A 14,895-nucleotide genomic window follows, 5' to 3' on the forward strand; every position below is an offset into this window, starting at 1 on the left:
GGTCATCCCGGTTCTCCCGACCTCAGGGCACGGGCACGACGGCATTAAAGCCCCCGAGCCGCTGGAGCTGCTCAATCGCTTCGAAAAGCGGAAGCGCTAGGAGAAAGACGAAGCCGTCGCGCACCGTGCGGACGAAGAATACCGGCCGGATCATGATTTCCGCCTCGTCGCGCCATAGGGAGAGCTTGGGCAGGAACCGAGGGGTGCGCTCACGGTAAGCTTGGTAGTCGTGTCCAAAGGCGTCGGAGAGGAAGCGTTCTTCGCGGCCGACCACGATGCGAAACACCACCCAGCAGGCTAATCCGAAGACCAAACCGACGCTAAGGCTGCCGGACTGGGCGCCGATGCCAAACGCGCCGATGAAGCTGAAGACGTACAGCGGATTGCGGCTGACCGAATACGGTCCTGCGGATATGATCTCCTGTTTCTTGCGGCCACCGATGTAAAGGGAACACCAAGCCCGACCGATGATGCAAACCATGATGGCGATCAGGCCCAGATGCTCGACAGGATGTTCGAGCAAGGGCCAGGATGTGACGAGCGCCGCGCAGACGACAAGAAGCAGGCCCCCGACGAGAATGCCCGCCTTGCGCCATCGTTGAACGGATTGGATATCGACCGCTGATCGACAGGCGTCATCAGGGGGCGAGGAGCCGGACAAAGCGGGGCTTGCGGGCTTGGAGACGCTGTCGGAGGGCTCGAGCGGCATCATTGCCCCTCCCCCTCAGCCGGACGATCCTTAGCCGCATCGCGCAGGATATCCACGCCGCCCTTCAACGCGATGGCGGCCACGAGGACGCCGACGACGAGGTCCGGCCACGCCTGGCCGAGCCAGAGCACCAGGGCCCCGGCGACGAGGATTCCCCCGTTGGAGGCGAAGTCGTTAAAGCTGAACGTCTCGGCAGCCTTCATGTTGACGTCGCCGCTGTGCTGACGGCGGATCAACTGCAGGCAGATCAGGTTGATGATCGCTGCGACGACCGAGAGTCCCATCATGGTCGGGCCGATCGGTTCGGTCCCGATGAGGAATCGACGACCCGCGTCCAGAAGGACGCCAGCGCCGAAGATAAGGAGCATGACGCCCGAGAGGCGCGCCGCCCCCCGCTTCCACGAACCAGGCCGACCGATCGCGAGAAAGCTGATCAGATAGACAGCAGCGTCCGAGGCGTTGTCCACTGCATTGGCCAGCAGAGCGCTGGAATCGGCGGACAAGCCGCCGATCCCGAGCGCTAATGCCAGGCCCGCGTTGAGCGCGAGAACCGTCAGCAACGTGCGTCGCTGCTGACGGTCATCCTGAGTGCGAGCAATCAATCCTCAACCCCCTCGTCCTTGCGATGACGCACCGCCTTGGCCGCGAAGGTCGGCAGGACCAGCAGGGTCAGGGCCGTCGCGGTCAGAAGGCCGCCGATGACGACCGTCGCCAGAGGCTTCTGAACCTCGGCCCCCGCGCCGTGGGCGAGCGCCATCGGGATGAAGCCGACAATGGCGACCAAGGCTGTCGTCAACACCGCACGCAATCGGCTGGACGCCCCTTCGATCGCCGCGTCCCGGGGCGCGAGCCCCGCCTGCAATCGCTCGCGAATGGCCTGCATCAAAACAAGTCCGTTCAGGGTCGCCACACCCGAGACGGCGATGAAGCCAACGGCCGCAGACACCGAGAACGGCATCCCTCGCATGAGAAGCGCCAAGGCGCCGCCGATCAAGGCCAAGGGCACGCAGGCGAAGACCAGCCCAGCCTCGGAGAACGACCCCAGAGCCATAAACAGCAGCACACCGATCAGGACGAAGACGATCGGAATAACCAGGCCCAGCCGTTGTTCGGCCCGTTTGAGGTTCTCGAACTGACCGCCCCAGGTCAGGCGGACGCCCGGCGGGAGCTGGATTTGGTCCACCTTGGTTTGTGCGTCGGTGACGAAGCCGCCCAGATCCCGGCCGCGAACGTTGGCCTGGACCACCATCCGTCGGCTACCGTCGTTGCGGCTGATCTGGTTCGGCCCCTCGGCGCTTTGGATACGGGCTACCGAAGACAGCGGCACGGTTACGCCTGTCGAAGAGACGATCGGCAGGGCCGCGAGCGCCGCCGGATCGTTGCGCGCATCGTCCGGAAGACGGACGACGACGTCGAAGCGACGGTCGCCCTCGAAAATCCGGCCGGCCTCCGCGCCGCCGATGGCGGCCGAGACCGCTTCAGAAACGTCGGCTGCGGACAGGCCGTAGCTGGCCGCCGCGAACCGATCGACGCTGACCGTGAGCGTCGGCAAGCCCGACGCTTGTTCGACGCGAACGTCGGCGGAGCCGGTGGTCTGCCGCAGTACGCCGGCCACCTCATCAGCGACCCGCTGCATGGTGTCGAAGTCATCGCCGTAGACCATGACCGCGAGGTCGGTCCGGACCCCGGAAATGAGTTCGTTGAAGCGGAGCTCGATGGGTTGGCTGAACTCGAAATTATTCCCGATCTGTTGGTTGGCGAGCTCTTCGAACCGCTCGAGCAAGGCTTCCTTCTCGAGACCTGAATCCGGCCAGTCCTTGCGGTCCTTCAGAACGATGACGCTGTCCGAAATGTTGGGCGGCATCGGGTCGACGGCAGCCTCGGCGGTGCCGGTCCTGGAGAACATGGTCTCGACTTCCGGCTGGGCGGTGATGACCCGTTCCAACGCCATCTGCATGGCGAGGGACTGTTCCAGCGACGCCGAGGGAACACGCAGCGCCTGCATGGCGATGTCGCCCTCGTCCAGAGTGGGGATGAACTCCCGTCCCAGGGACGAGAAGGCCAGACCACCGACAACAACCGCGCCGAGTGCCGAGATCAGCACGATCTTAGGACGATCGACGGCGGCGCGGATGGCCGGCTGGATCCAACGCCGCGCGTGGCGGAGCAGGAAGGTCTCATGTTCGTGGGCTTGGCCGTGTTCGTCGGTCTCGACCTTCTTGGGGTCCCGCACCAGCAGGGCCGTCATGGCCGGAACGAAGGTGAAGGAGAAGATGAAGGCGCCGACGAGCGCCAGCATGACCGTTGCGCCCATGGGGACGAACGTCTTGCCCTCGACGCCCTCGAGCATCAGCAAGGGGGTGAAGACGAGCAGGATAATCAGCTGACCGAAGGCGGCTGGCTTGACCATCTTGCGAGCTGCGGCCACGGCGACATCAAGGCGTTCCCGACGGGTCAGAGCCCGTCCCAGATCGATCCGCCGCTGCGACAGCATCAACAAGGTGCTTTCAACGACGATGACCGCCCCATCGACCAGAAGGCCGAAGTCCAGCGCGCCCAAGCTCATCAGGTTTCCACTGATGCCAAACCTATTCATGCCGATGACGGCGAACAGGAAGCTGATCGGGATCATCAAGGCCGTGATGCTGGCCGCACGAATGTTTCCGAGCAGCAGGAACAGCACGACGATGACCAGAAGGGCGCCCTCGGTGAGGTTGCGGGCCACGGTCGAGATGGTCGAGTTGACCAGGGCGCTACGGTCAAGGACCGTCACCGCCTCGATCCCTGCGGGCAGAGTCTTGCGAACCTCATCGAGTCGCTCCCCGGCCGCCTGGGCCACGGTGCGGCTGTTGCCGCCCGCGATCATCAGCGCCGTTCCGAGCACGGCCTCGTGGCCGTCACGGCTGGCGCCGCCCAGGCGCGGAGCCTGGCCGATCTCGACCGTGGCGACATCGGCGACCCGCACGATCAGGCCGTTCCGGTTGACGACCGGCGCCTGAGCCAGATCTTCCACGGTGGAGGCCAAGGCGTCGGTGCGGACCGTCAGAGCTTCGCCAGCGCGCTGGATATAGCCTGCGCCGGCCTGAGTGTTGGCGCGATCGAGGGCCTGGATAAGGTCGCCCATGCCCAGGCCGTAGGCGGAAAGGCGCGCCGCGTCCGGACGGACCGCATACTCCTTCACATAGCCGCCGACGGTGTCGACGCCGGCGAGACCGGGGGCGGTCCGCATTTGCGGCGCGACGATCCAGTCCTGCACGGTGCGCAGATAGGTGGCGCGCTGCTGCGGGGTCGAAAGCAGATCGCCTTCGGGCGTCAGATAGGCTCCGCCCGCCTGCCAGCCCGGCTCGCCAGGCTTGGCGAGGTTCTGACTGTTGAATGGCTTGTAGTCGATCGTCCACATCAGCACTTCACCGAGGCCCGTGGTGATCGGGGCCATGGTCGGCTCCACCCCGTCAGGCATGGCCTCCCGGGCGCCCGCGAGCCGTTCGGCGACCTGCTGGCGCGCGAAATAGATGTCGGTCTGGTCGGTAAAGATGACCGTGACCTGGCTGAAGCCGTTTCGGCTGAGGGATCGGGTCGTGGTCAGGCCGGGAATGCCGGCCATGGCGGTTTCAATCGGGTAGGTGACCTGTCGTTCGATCTGTTCAGGCGCGAGCGCCGGAGCGACCGTGGTCACCTGGACCTGGCGATTGGTGATATCCGGCACGGCGTCGATGGGAAGCCGTGTCAGCTCGAGGAGTCCGTAGGCCGCGACAAGCGCCGTGGCGAGAACCACGAACCATCGGAATTTGACCGAGAGTTCGATGATGAATTTGAACATGCGGTGCGCCCCTAGTGACCGTGCTCGGCCTCGCCCTTGGCGAGCTCGGCTTTGAGGAGGAAGGCGTTCGTGCCGGCGACCCGTTCAGCCCCGGTGAGGCCACGCAGGATTTCAGTCCGCCCCCCGGCCTGACGACCGGCGAGCACCGGACGGGCCTGGAAGCCGTTCGGGACCTGAACGAAGACGACGGTGTTGCCGTCGACGGTCTGGACGGACTCGGTCGGCACGGTGAGACCGCCGGTCGTCTCGCCCGTCACGATCGCCCCCGTGACGGCGGAACCGGCCGGCGGGAGGACAGAGCCCGTCGGCCGGGCCCGAATGACCGTGGCGCCGCTTTCGCCGCCCGCGCCTGCGGCAACGCCGGTGACGATGGCGTCGAAGTCGCCGCTGGGGTTGCTGACCCGCAGAGGCGCCCCGGCCCTTACATTGGCGGCCAAAGCAGGCGGCGCGTTGAAGACGAGCTCAACCCTGGCCGGGTTGGTGACCTCGGCGACAACGCCGCCAGGGGCGACGAAGCCGCCCGGTCCGACCTGGACGCTGGTCACGACTCCGGTGATGGGGCTGGTGACGCTGAGGCGGCCCGAAGCGTTGGGCGAGCCCGCCGCGCTGGACCGCGCGCGAGCCGCGCGGGCGCCGGCTTCGGCGCTGAGCAGTTGCGCGCGGGACGCCTCGACCTCCTGTCGGGCGACAACGCCCTGGTCCGCCAGATTGCGGTTGCGTTGATAAGCCTGGCGCGCCACTTCAGTTTCGGCGGCCGCCGCGTCTGCGTCCGCGCGGAACGTCGCCGCTTCACCGCTGACGACGCTCGCCAGGGGCTGACCGATCCGGACCGACTGGCCCGGAGCTACGAGAACCCGCTCGACCCGCCCGCCGACGGACGCCGCCACAGCGGCGCGCGCGTCGACCATGGGCTCGACCCGCCCGGAGAGCCGGGTTTCGGCGCCCCCTCCCCGACCGACGCCGACCACGATCAGGTTGGCGGCCTGGGCCTGGGCCGCGCTCAGAGCGACGAAGCCTTCCGGCGCTTCGGCCTCGCCTTCGTGGCCGGCTTCGCCCTCGGCATGAGCGCCCTCTTCTTCAGCGTGACCCGCCTCACCCTCGGCGGCGGCTGGAGCGGCGTCCGGCCCGCGCGTGAGCAGGAACAGCCCGCCTCCGCCAAGCAGAACGACGGCGGCGGCGCCGCCGATCAGCAACGTCTTGTTGGATGTGCGCTTGCGCATCATTGGGCTCCTTGGAAGGGGGCGCGGCCGTCCTGGCGCGCGAGTTCAATCTCGGCCTGGACACGTGCAAGGCGTGCATCGACGGCCGAAGTCCGAGCTGAGATCAGGGCGGTGCGTGTGACCCGCAGTTCGAGCTGGGAGATCCTCCCGGCTTCGGTTCCAATCCGCGACAGACGGTAGGCTTCCTCAGCGGACGCCACCCCTGCATCGGCGGCGGAGACCCGGCTGACGGAGGCGGCAAGCCGCGCCCGCGCCGCGGCGCGATCGGCCTGGGCTTCCTGACGGGCTCCAAGAAGCCGCGCGTCCGCAGCCCGGAAGTCGGCCTGCGCCGCGTCTATGTTCCCGCGGTTGCGGTCGAACAGGGGCAGCGGCATGCTGACGCCGAAAGTCAACGCCGTCGCGTCCTCCATCTCGTATCGACGGACACCGACGCTGGCGTTGATGTCCGGGCGCGAGCGGATTCGCTCCACGTCGATCCGGCGTTCGGCGGCCGCGCGGTGAGCCTCGGCGACGCGAACGGTCGGCGCATCCGCCGGGGCCGCGAAGGTGGCGGCAGGCGCGAGGTCCAGCAGGCTGGCGTCGATGGTCGTCACCGGAGCCGCCAGCATGGCGACTGCGGTCAGTCGCGCGAAGGCCGCGTCGCGCTCCGCGACGGCCTCATCGCGCGAGGCACGCGCCGCAGCCGCTTCGCTTTCACCCTGGATGCCGCGCAGCAGTGGCTCACGGCCTTCTTCGACAAGAACGAGGGCGGCCCTCGCATCGGCGATGGTCAAGGTAAGGCTTTCCTCGGCGAGCACGGCCCGCCGTTGAGCGGCTTCCGCATCGGCATAGACCTGTGCGAGTCGTCCGGCGGCGTCGATGATGGCGAGGTCCCGTTGCAGCGCCGCGGTTCCGGCTTCCGCGCGGGCGACATTCACCCGCGCGGTTCGGCGTCCCCAGAGCTCAAGGTCCTGACTGATCGACAAGGTGGTTTCTGCGTTGGCGTAGCCTGAGAAGGGCCCCGTGCCGAACGCGTTTTCGGCGTCGAGAGCGATCGTCGGATTAGGCCTGACACGGGCCTGGCGGACACGCGCTTCAGCGGCGTCGGACAGGGCGCCGGCTTCAAGGGTGGCCGGGGTTTGATCGAGCTGGGCGAGCAGCTCGGCGAACGACGGAGCGGGGTCAGCCCAAGCGGGACTGGCCAGCACGGCCGCAAATGCGGCCAGCGCGCAGCCGACCGCGAAACGCGGCGGCCTGCGATGTGAGGGAGGCATGATTCATCTTCCAGAAATTTGACACGAGATCGCGCGCACGGCGGCGCAGACGTCGTGTCAGACTCTGGGCGGACGCTTCAGGCCGTCGGGCGAGATCGACGACGGAAAATCACTCGAGGGGAAGGCGTGAACCGGCCTTGCGTGGATTTGCATCGCGATGTCGTCGGCGACATCCGCACGGGCGGTTCCGTTGTGGTGGCAGTGGCCGTGGGTGCAGACTCCGTGCCCACCGCCAAGGTCGCCCTGGTCGCTATCGCCTGCATCCTGAGCGACAATGGCGTGAGCCGAGGTCGTCTCTGGGGCGCAGGTCGCGGCGTCAGCGATCGGGGCGACGAAAAACACGGCGGAGACCAGGGTCACCGCCAGTATCAGTCTTGCCCATGTCGCAATTGGCCACGCCATCGCGTGGTGGATACTTTCATTCGGGCGATCAAGCAATCTGTTACAGTGTTCGGGGGCTGCGACTGTTTCGAGTGACCACCAATCCGCGGTGAGGGAGAGGGAAAGTCGACATGCAAGGCCGAGAGTGGCGCGTCGTCGGCCATCTCGACCTATTCAGCAACGTCGAGCGATCTTTAAGCGAGCGCACGCTGATCGCGTCCGATTCTTTCGCTGCGTCTGCAGGTGGATCGAGATTGCAGAATGCGCAATCTTCACCTGAGTAGCGCTCCCGCTATCAGGTCGGGCCATCGTGAACCGGTCAGCCAGACCGCTCCGCCGGTCGCCGCGACGCCAGGCTCTGGGTAAGGTCGTTGCGCGCGCATAGCCAGAGCGAGCGGACGTTGGCGTCGCCTGCGCAGTGGCTTACCAGCAGTAAGCCGGCCAGGGCGTTGGCGAAGAAGCCCAGAGGGCCCAGTCCGGTGATGCCACGGGACGGCGCCCCGGAGGTGGCTCGCGAGATCGCGTAGCTGAGGAATAACAGCACCAACGCAACGAGGCTGGCGCCTTGGCCATTGGCCGCCCCGGACTGCACGGCGACCGAACGTCCGATCACGGCCAGGCTGATGCCGTAGGTGGCGCGTCGGCCAGGAAGTTGAGCACATTGGCGCCCAGGGGGCGCCGAGCCTTGCAGGGACACGCCGCTGGCTATGGCCATAAAGGCGGCGCAGTTGACGGCGATCACCGCGATCATGATGCGCCGGTAGGCGGGGTGGCGCTGTCGAACCTGGAGGCCACGCCGCAACTGCAGCCGGGCGAGGAAGTGCACAGGACGAGAGGGGGTTCAGTCATCGGATTACCCTTTCGCGAGAAGCATGCATCTCCCAATGGCTAGACGATCATGCCGAGAATGCATGGCTTCCATGAAAGAAACGCCTGTCAGATAAAACCAGCTTGATCCTCTAGTAACTAGAGGGCCCAAAATCAGTTGAAATCCATTGGAGGCTTCATGATCACCATGCACCCGACGCGACGCGTTCCCGGCCGCCTGCAGACGATCGCCTTCGCGCTCGCGGCGCTGATCGCCGTCGTGGATCAGGCCGCCAAGGCCGCGGCGCGCGCTCAGCTGGACGCTCCGATCAACCTCACGCCGTTTCTCGCGCTGCGTCTCGGGTTCAACCCCGGCGTCACCTTCGGCCTGTTCGCCGGCTCAGGCGCCGTCGGCCGCTGGGCGCTGAGCGCCGTGGCCTCCCTGATCATCGGCGCCCTGCTGGCGTGGATCTGGCGCACGCGCAGCGCCGTGACGGCGGCCGCCGCAGGCCTCATCGCCGGTGGAGCGATCGGGAACCTCGTCGACCGGCTACGCTTTGGCGCGGTCACCGATTTTATCGATCTTCATTGGGGGGCGGCGCACTGGCCGACCTTCAACCTCGCCGATGCGGCCATTGTCTGCGGCGTCGCGCTGCTCCTCCTCACCGTCCGGGGCTCGGACAGCCGCGCGGCGTCCTCGACCCTGGGACGGGCGGCGCGATGAGGCTTCCCGCCGAACAGAGGGCGATCGCCGTCCGCTCGGCGCCGGCGATTCTCATCACCGCCTCAGCGGCGGCCTCCGCCTGGCTGCGGCTTTCCCCGCCCCTTCTCGGCGCGGCGCGCGACATGGCGACGGCCGATAGGCTGGCCTATGCCCTGCAGGCGAATCTCCCGGTCTTCCTGTGGCTCGCGGGGTGTTTGAGGGTGGTGGCCAGCATCCGGTTCCGGTCCGACGCCGACCGGCCGGGTCCGCCGATGCGGCGCCCGGCGCCAGGCTCGCCCTACCCGCCGCCGTGCTACAGAACTCGCTTGAACAGACCGTTCTGGCGGTGAGCGCCCACCTGGTGCTCGCCACCGTGCTGCGCGGCGAGGAGATGATCCTGCTGCCGGTGTTGGTCCCTCTTTATCTGGTTGGTCGGGGTTTCTTCGCCCTGGGTTACGCGCAGGGCGCGGCGGCCCCGGCCTTCGGCATGGCGCTCACCGGCGCCTCCACGATTGCCGCCTTCGGCATCGCCGTCGTCCTGATGGGGCTGGGCCGATGATCCCTCCCCGCCCCAGATGCCTTTCACCCGCCGTTACGAGCTGACGCGATGCCCCTCCCCTCTCCCGCCTCGTCCGGGTTGCGCCCCATCGGCAAACTGGCCGCCGCCACGGGCGTCAAGGTTCCGACCATCCGCTTCTATGAAGAAATCGGCTTGCTTCCGCCGCCGCCGCGCACCGCCAGCGACCGGCGCATGTATGACGACGCGGCGGAGCGCCGCCTGTCATTCATCCGGCATGCCCGCCAGCTGGGCTTCGATCTGGATTCGATCCGCTCCTTGCTTGATCTGTCGGATCACCCCGATCGGCCCTGCGCCGAGGCCAGCACCCTGGCCGAACGTCATCTCGCCGATGTGAAACAGAAGATCGCCCGGCTCCGCGCCCTCCAGCGCGAACTGTCGCGGATGACGACGGAATGCGCCGGGGGCCGGGTCTCCGCCTGCAAGGTGATCGAGGCGTTGCACGATCCATCCGCGCCGCTTTGACCCTGTGGAAGATCCGGAAGGCGCAAAGACCCCGGAGCCATTAGCCCACCGCGACGTTTGGAGGCGATTGGCGGCTCCCGTCGCGGACCGCCCGTCCTTCTGGAGGATTTCGATGACGCATCGGCCGACCTCGCGACACGGCGACCAGACCCTGGCCCTGCTGACAGACCCTTATCGGCGCCTTTCCCACCTGTTCGAGCAGGCCGGCGCCGACGTCGTCGAGACCCGCCTGGCGCTGAAGGAGACGACCTGTCTGAGAGGCCGCGAGGCGGCGCGGATCTTCTATGACGAGACCCGCATCGTGCGGGCGGGCGCCATGCCGGCGCCGGTCCGCCGCACGCTGCTCGGCGAGGGCGGCGTCCAGGGGCTGGACGGCGAGGCCCACCGCGCCCGCAAGGGCGTGTTCATGTCCCTGATGTCGCCAGCCCGTGTCGCGCGACTGGGCGAACTGTTCGAAGCGGAGTGGCGGCGCGCGGCCGTCGAATGGGCTGGCCAGGAAGAGATCGTGCTGTACGACGCCCTGCAGCCGGTGCTCACCCGCGCCGTCTGCCGCTGGGCGGGGGTGCCGCTGAATCCCGACGACGAAGCGAAACGGGTCAGTCACCTCAGGGCGCTGTTTGACGCGGCAGGATCGCGGGGGCCTCGCCACCTGTGGTCGAGGTACGCGCGGCGACGCGTCGACGCCTGGCTGGCCTCGATCATCGAGGGCATTCGCGCCGGACGACTGGCGCCGGATCCAGACACCGCCGCCTACGCCTGGGCCTGGGCGAGCGCGGATGATGGCGAACCGTTGGCGGCCCGGACGGCGGCGGTCGAACTGGCCAATGTGCTGAGGCCGACCGTGGCGACCTCGGTCTATATCGTGTTTGTGGCGCACGCGATGCAGGCGCACCCCGCGGCGGCCCGTCTGGCCACCGCGGACGCCGGCCGCCGCCGCGCCTTCGTTCAGGAGGTGCGACGCCTTTATCCGTTTTTCCCGGCGGTGATCGGGCGTGTGCGCGCGCCGTTTCGCTGGCGCAACCTTGACTTCCCGGTGGGTCGGCAGGTGATCCTCGATCTCTATGGCTCCAATCACGATCCTGCCGTCTGGACCGATCCCGACGAATTCCGGCCAGAGCGTTTCATCGACGGCTCCGGGGACGCGTTCGGCCTGATTCCCCAAGGCGGCGGGAACGCCCTGACCGGTCACCGTTGTCCCGGCGAAAGCATCGTCGTCGAATTGATGGAGCGGGCCCTCGGCTTGCTCGCCGGCCTGAACTACCGGCTGCCGGCTCAGGATCTGGAGATCGACTTCCGCCGCCTTCCGGCCCTCCCCAGGAGCGGGTTCCGAATGATGACGCGTCGGACTTCCCCGCGTGAGGGCGGCGCCTGATGTTTGCTCATGCGGGTGGCCGGCGCCTTCGTCCCTCTTTCACTTACAGCGAAGGCTGACGCGATGGCTTCGATGACATCCTATGACCTGGTGATAATCGGCGGCGGGCCGGGCGGGTACCCCTGCGCCATCCGGGCGAGCCAGCTCGGCATGTCGGTGGCGGTTATCGACGACCGGGAACTCCTCGGTGGAACCTGCCTGAACATCGGGTGCATTCCGTCAAAGGCGCTGCTGCAGGCCACAGAGCGGCTGGAGATGGCCCGCAATCTCGAGGCTTTCGGCGTCCTGGTCGACAATGTGCGGGCCGACCTTGCAGGCGTCATGCGGCACAAGGCCAGGGTCGTGACGGAGCTTGGTGAAGGGGTCGCCTACCTCCTGCGCAAGAACAAGGTCACCCGCCTGCAGGGCCGCGGCCGGCTGCTGTCGCGCGACCGTGTGGAAGTGAGCGCCCCGGACGGCAGCTTCGAGGTGCAGGTCCGCAAGGCGATCGTGCTCGCCAGCGGATCGAAAGCGGCGACGTTGCCGGACCTGCCCATCGACGAGCAGCGGATCGTCACCTCGGCGGGCGCCCTCAGCCTGACGGCGGCGCCGCGCCATCTGGCGGTGATCGGCGGCGGCTATGTCGGACTGGAGCTGGGCTCCGTCTGGCGCCGTCTCGGCAGCGAGGTCACCGTCGTCGAGGTGCTCGACCGGATCGCCTCCGGCGTTGATTCAGAGATGTCGACGGCGCTGCACAAGGTGCTCGAGGCCCAGGGCTTCCAATTCTGCCTGGCGCACAAGGTGGTCGGATCGCGAATGGAGGCGGACGACGTCGTCCTTGAGGTCGAGCCCATGGGAGACGGCGCGCGAGGAACCATCAAGGCCGATGTCGTGCTCGTGTCCATTGGCCGACGTCCCGCCACCGACGGACTCGATCTGGAGACGGTCGGCATCAAGCCGGACCCAAGGGGCTATATTCCGGTCGACGACGGCTTTCGAACCAGCGCCGAAGGGGTCTACGCCATCGGCGATGTCATTGGCGGCGCCATGCTGGCCCACAAGGCGGAGGAAGAAGGGATCGCCCTTGCCGAGCGCCTTGCCGGCGCCGCGGGCCATGTCGACTACGGAACGATCCCGGCCGTCGTCTACACCTGGCCGGAACTGGCCTCAGTCGGGCGCACCGAGGACGACCTCAAGGCGGCCGGCGTGGCCTATCGCGTCGGGCGCTTTCCGTTCTCGGCAAACGCCATGGCCAAGGCGCGGTTGGAGAAGAACGGGCTGGTCAAGGTGTTGGCGGACGCCGGCACGGACAGGATTCTCGGCGTGCACATCCTGGGGCCGGACGCGGGCAGCCTGATCCATGAAGCGGTCGCCGTCATGCAATTCGGCGCGGCGGCCGAAGACGTGGCGCGGACGAGCCATGCGCATCCGACGCTTCCGGAAGCCTTGCGCGAGGCATGCCTGGCTGTGGCCGACCGCACGATCCACCTGTAACGACCGCCCGTCGCGTGGCTGCCCGGGCTGGCCGCGCGGCGCCGAGGCGTCCCGGCGGGCGTAGAGGACCCGTAGCCGCCTACGAGCCCGGCCGCGTCGCGAATAAAGCGCGACAGCGTCGCCGCCTGAATGCTAATGCGAGCCGTTCACATCTGGATTGACCATGCGTCCTCTGCTCCGTCTGCTTGCCCTGCTGTTCGCCCTGGGGCTGGCCGCGCCCGCCCTGGCCCAGACGCCGTCCGCCTCCGAGGCCCAGGTCGCCTGGCGGCTGCTCGACTATGTAGCGGTCGACTACGCCGGCGCGGTGGCCGACGGTCAGGTGACCAATCCGGCCGAATACGGGGAGATGATCGAGTTCGGCGGCCAGATCCGGACCCGCCTGGACGCCCTGCCGCCGAATCCGGCCAAGGCCGGTCTGGTCCGCGACGCCGAGGCCCTGCAGGCGGCCATCAGGGACAAGGCGGATCCGCGCGTCGTTGGCGACCGGGCCAAGGCGCTCGCCGGCGCGGTGCTGACGGCCTATCCGAGCCCGCTGGCGCCTTCGTTCCCGCCTGATCTGGCCCGCGGCGCGACGCTCTATGCCGAGCAATGCTCGGTCTGCCATGGCGTGACCGGACGCGCCGACGGCCCGGGCGCCGAGGGGCTTGATCCGCCCGCGATCGCCTTCGCGGATGTGGAGCGCGCCCGTCAGCGCAGCGTGTTCGGCCTCTACCAGGTCATCGATCAGGGGCTGGAGGGCACGGCGATGGCCAGCTTCGCCCATCTGCCGGCCGAGGACCGCTGGGCCCTGGCCTTCTACGTGGGCCGGTTCGCCTTCACCGACGCCGAAGCCGCCGAAGGTCGACGCCTCTGGGAGAGCGACCCGGCGATCCGCGCCGTCTTCCCGGACCTGGCCGCCCTCACCCAGGCGACGCCGGCCGAGCTGGCGACAAGGATCGGCGAGACGAAGGCACGGGCGGTCACGGCCTACCTGCGCCGCCACCCGGAGGCGACGGTCCGCGCCGAAGGATCGACCCTGTCCCTGGCCCGGACGCGACTGGCCGAAAGCGAGGCCGCCTATCGCCGGGGCGATCGCAGGGCCGCGACCGACCTGGCCCTGTCGGCCTATCTCGACGGCGTCGAACCGATGGAGCCGGCGCTGGGTGCCCGCGACGGCGCCTTGCTGCGGCGGGTCGAGACGGCCATGACCGACCTGCGCGTCTCGATCAGCAGGGGCGCGCCGGCCCAGGAGGTCGCGGACCGGGTCGCCCGCGCGAACGCCCTGCTGGACACGGCCGAACGCGCACTCGCGCCCCAGGAGGCGGACAATCTCGCCAGCTTCCTCGGCGCCTTCACCATCCTGCTGCGCGAAGGTCTGGAAGCCATCCTCATCGTGGTGGCGATGATCGCCTTCCTCAGGAAGGCCGAACGTCCCGAGGTGCTGCGCTACGTCCACGGCGGCTGGGTGGCCGCGCTGGTCGCCGGCGGCGCCACCTGGGCGGCCGCGACCTTCTTCATCTCCATCAGCGGCGCCAGCCGGGAGCTGACCGAAGGGTTCGGCTCGCTTCTGGCGGCCGTCGTGCTCGTCTCGGTCGGCATCTGGATGCACGGCAAGTCGCACGCCGACGCCTGGCAGACCTATATCCGCGACAAGCTCTCTCACGCCCTGTCGAAACGGTCGGCCTGGTTCCTGTTCCTGCTGGCCTTCGTGGTGGTCTACCGCGAGGTGTTCGAGACCATCCTGTTCTATGCGGCGATCTGGAGCCAGGGCGGCCATCTCGGCATGCTGGCCGGCGCCCTTACGGCGGTGGCGATCCTGGCCGTGGTGGCCTGGGCCTTGCTGGCCTACAGCAAGCGCCTCCCGATCGGCCGGTTCTTCTCGCTGAGCTCGATCCTCATGGCCATCCTGTCGGTCGTCCTCGTCGGCAAGGGCGTGGCTGCGCTGCAGGAGGCGGGCTGGCTCGATGTCCATCCGCTGGCGTGGATCCCCCGCATCGAGATCCTCGGTCTTTATCCGACGGTCGAGGGCGTCGCCGTTCAGCTTCTGACGATCGCTATCCTCGTGGTCGGCTTCTCCCGGCATGCGGCGCCGAAAGGCGCGCGCCCAGCCTCTTGAGCGGGCGTCTCCGCCTGAGG

14 protein-coding genes are annotated in these 14,895 nt (G+C 68.0%); 7 read left to right on the forward strand and 7 right to left on the reverse strand.

Annotated features, from left to right (window positions below; genetic code table 11):
- Positions 1 to 22 precede the first annotated feature (22 nt).
- From HNP47_RS12960 to HNP47_RS16430, 6 genes are read right to left on the reverse strand one after another with little or no spacing between them, the layout of a single operon-like run.
- Positions 23 to 712 (reverse strand): isoprenylcysteine carboxylmethyltransferase family protein, encoded by a 690-nt coding sequence (locus HNP47_RS12960; protein ID WP_008264189.1) that lies wholly within the window; start codon positions 710 to 712, stop codon positions 23 to 25.
- Entirely contained in the window at positions 709 to 1,269 is a 561-nt protein-coding gene (locus HNP47_RS12965; protein WP_008261511.1) for a cation transporter, read from the reverse strand. The genes HNP47_RS12960 and HNP47_RS12965 overlap by 4 nt, the downstream gene beginning before the upstream one ends.
- Positions 1,270 to 1,307: 38 nt before the next feature.
- Positions 1,308 to 4,529 carry an efflux RND transporter permease subunit gene (locus tag HNP47_RS12970; RefSeq protein ID WP_112863180.1) on the reverse strand — a complete coding sequence of 1,074 codons (3,222 nt, stop codon included), beginning with the start codon at positions 4,527 to 4,529 and terminating at the stop codon, positions 1,308 to 1,310.
- An 11-nt stretch (positions 4,530 to 4,540) separates the two neighbouring features.
- Positions 4,541 to 5,749, reverse strand: a complete 1,209-nt coding sequence (locus HNP47_RS12975) for an efflux RND transporter periplasmic adaptor subunit (RefSeq protein WP_112863179.1) — start codon at positions 5,747 to 5,749, stop codon at positions 4,541 to 4,543.
- On the reverse strand, positions 5,749 to 7,002 hold the full coding sequence (locus tag HNP47_RS12980) for a TolC family protein (protein WP_135194152.1): 1,254 nt from the start codon (positions 7,000 to 7,002) through the stop codon (positions 5,749 to 5,751). Before HNP47_RS12980 ends, HNP47_RS12975 begins: the two co-directional genes overlap by 1 nt.
- A 57-nt stretch (positions 7,003 to 7,059) precedes the next feature.
- The gene (locus tag HNP47_RS16430) at positions 7,060 to 7,326 is read right to left on the reverse strand and encodes a hypothetical protein (RefSeq protein WP_353738805.1); all 267 of its coding nucleotides are present in this window, start codon (positions 7,324 to 7,326) and stop codon (positions 7,060 to 7,062) included.
- Between HNP47_RS16430 and HNP47_RS16605 the strand changes: the two genes are divergently transcribed.
- Entirely contained in the window at positions 7,210 to 7,479 is a 270-nt protein-coding gene (locus HNP47_RS16605) for a hypothetical protein (RefSeq protein ID WP_353738804.1), read from the forward strand. The two genes, HNP47_RS16430 and HNP47_RS16605, sit on opposite strands and share 117 nt — an antisense overlap.
- Positions 7,480 to 7,702: 223 nt before the next feature.
- On the opposite strand, the gene HNP47_RS12990 is transcribed toward HNP47_RS16605, so the two are convergent.
- On the reverse strand, positions 7,703 to 8,185 hold the full coding sequence (locus tag HNP47_RS12990; RefSeq protein WP_146756750.1) for a hypothetical protein: 483 nt from the start codon (positions 8,183 to 8,185) through the stop codon (positions 7,703 to 7,705).
- Positions 8,186 to 8,389: 204 nt separating this feature from the next.
- Between HNP47_RS12990 and lspA the strand changes: the two genes are divergently transcribed.
- The 6 genes from lspA to HNP47_RS13020 all read left to right on the forward strand — a co-directional run bounded on the left by lspA (position 8,390) and on the right by HNP47_RS13020 (position 14,875).
- The gene (gene lspA / locus HNP47_RS12995) at positions 8,390 to 8,914 is read left to right on the forward strand and encodes a signal peptidase II (RefSeq protein ID WP_008258720.1); all 525 of its coding nucleotides are present in this window, start codon (positions 8,390 to 8,392) and stop codon (positions 8,912 to 8,914) included.
- Between the two features lie 190 nt (positions 8,915 to 9,104).
- Positions 9,105 to 9,452, forward strand: a complete 348-nt coding sequence (locus HNP47_RS13000; protein ID WP_153923203.1) for an MAPEG family protein — start codon at positions 9,105 to 9,107, stop codon at positions 9,450 to 9,452.
- 78 nt (positions 9,453 to 9,530) lie between these two features.
- Positions 9,531 to 9,935: a helix-turn-helix domain-containing protein gene (locus HNP47_RS13005; protein WP_008263014.1), complete on the forward strand. Its 405-nt coding sequence runs from the start codon at positions 9,531 to 9,533 to the stop codon at positions 9,933 to 9,935.
- 112 nt (positions 9,936 to 10,047) lie between these two features.
- Positions 10,048 to 11,307: a cytochrome P450 gene (locus HNP47_RS13010; protein WP_184279853.1), complete on the forward strand. Its 1,260-nt coding sequence runs from the start codon at positions 10,048 to 10,050 to the stop codon at positions 11,305 to 11,307.
- 72 nt (positions 11,308 to 11,379) lie between these two features.
- Positions 11,380 to 12,780 carry a dihydrolipoyl dehydrogenase gene (gene lpdA / locus HNP47_RS13015; protein WP_197273300.1) on the forward strand — a complete coding sequence of 467 codons (1,401 nt, stop codon included), beginning with the start codon at positions 11,380 to 11,382 and terminating at the stop codon, positions 12,778 to 12,780.
- A gap of 163 nt (positions 12,781 to 12,943) precedes the next feature.
- Positions 12,944 to 14,875, forward strand: coding sequence for a cytochrome c/FTR1 family iron permease (locus tag HNP47_RS13020; protein WP_003169303.1), 1,932 nt, complete (start codon positions 12,944 to 12,946; stop codon positions 14,873 to 14,875).
- Positions 14,876 to 14,895 lie beyond the last annotated feature (20 nt).

The organism is Brevundimonas vesicularis, assembly GCF_014204545.1.
In the GTDB taxonomy this organism is placed as follows: domain Bacteria; phylum Pseudomonadota; class Alphaproteobacteria; order Caulobacterales; family Caulobacteraceae; genus Brevundimonas; species Brevundimonas vesicularis_B.

Excerpts from the sequence above, each read along its gene's own strand:
- HNP47_RS12960 (WP_008264189.1), bottom strand. The coding sequence starts at position 712 with ATGATGCCGCTCGAGCCCTCCGACAGCGTCTCCAAGCCCGCAAGCCCC.
- HNP47_RS12970 (WP_112863180.1), bottom strand. The coding sequence starts at position 4,529 with ATGTTCAAATTCATCATCGAACTCTCGGTCAAATTCCGATGGTTCGTG.
- HNP47_RS12975 (WP_112863179.1), bottom strand. The coding sequence starts at position 5,749 with ATGCGCAAGCGCACATCCAACAAGACGTTGCTGATCGGCGGCGCCGCC.
- HNP47_RS12980 (WP_135194152.1), bottom strand. The coding sequence starts at position 7,002 with ATGCCTCCCTCACATCGCAGGCCGCCGCGTTTCGCGGTCGGCTGCGCG.
- lspA (WP_008258720.1), top strand. The coding sequence starts at position 8,390 with ATGATCACCATGCACCCGACGCGACGCGTTCCCGGCCGCCTGCAGACG.
- HNP47_RS13010 (WP_184279853.1), top strand. The coding sequence starts at position 10,048 with ATGACGCATCGGCCGACCTCGCGACACGGCGACCAGACCCTGGCCCTG.
- lpdA (WP_197273300.1), top strand. The coding sequence starts at position 11,380 with ATGACATCCTATGACCTGGTGATAATCGGCGGCGGGCCGGGCGGGTAC.
- HNP47_RS13020 (WP_003169303.1), top strand. The coding sequence starts at position 12,944 with ATGCGTCCTCTGCTCCGTCTGCTTGCCCTGCTGTTCGCCCTGGGGCTG.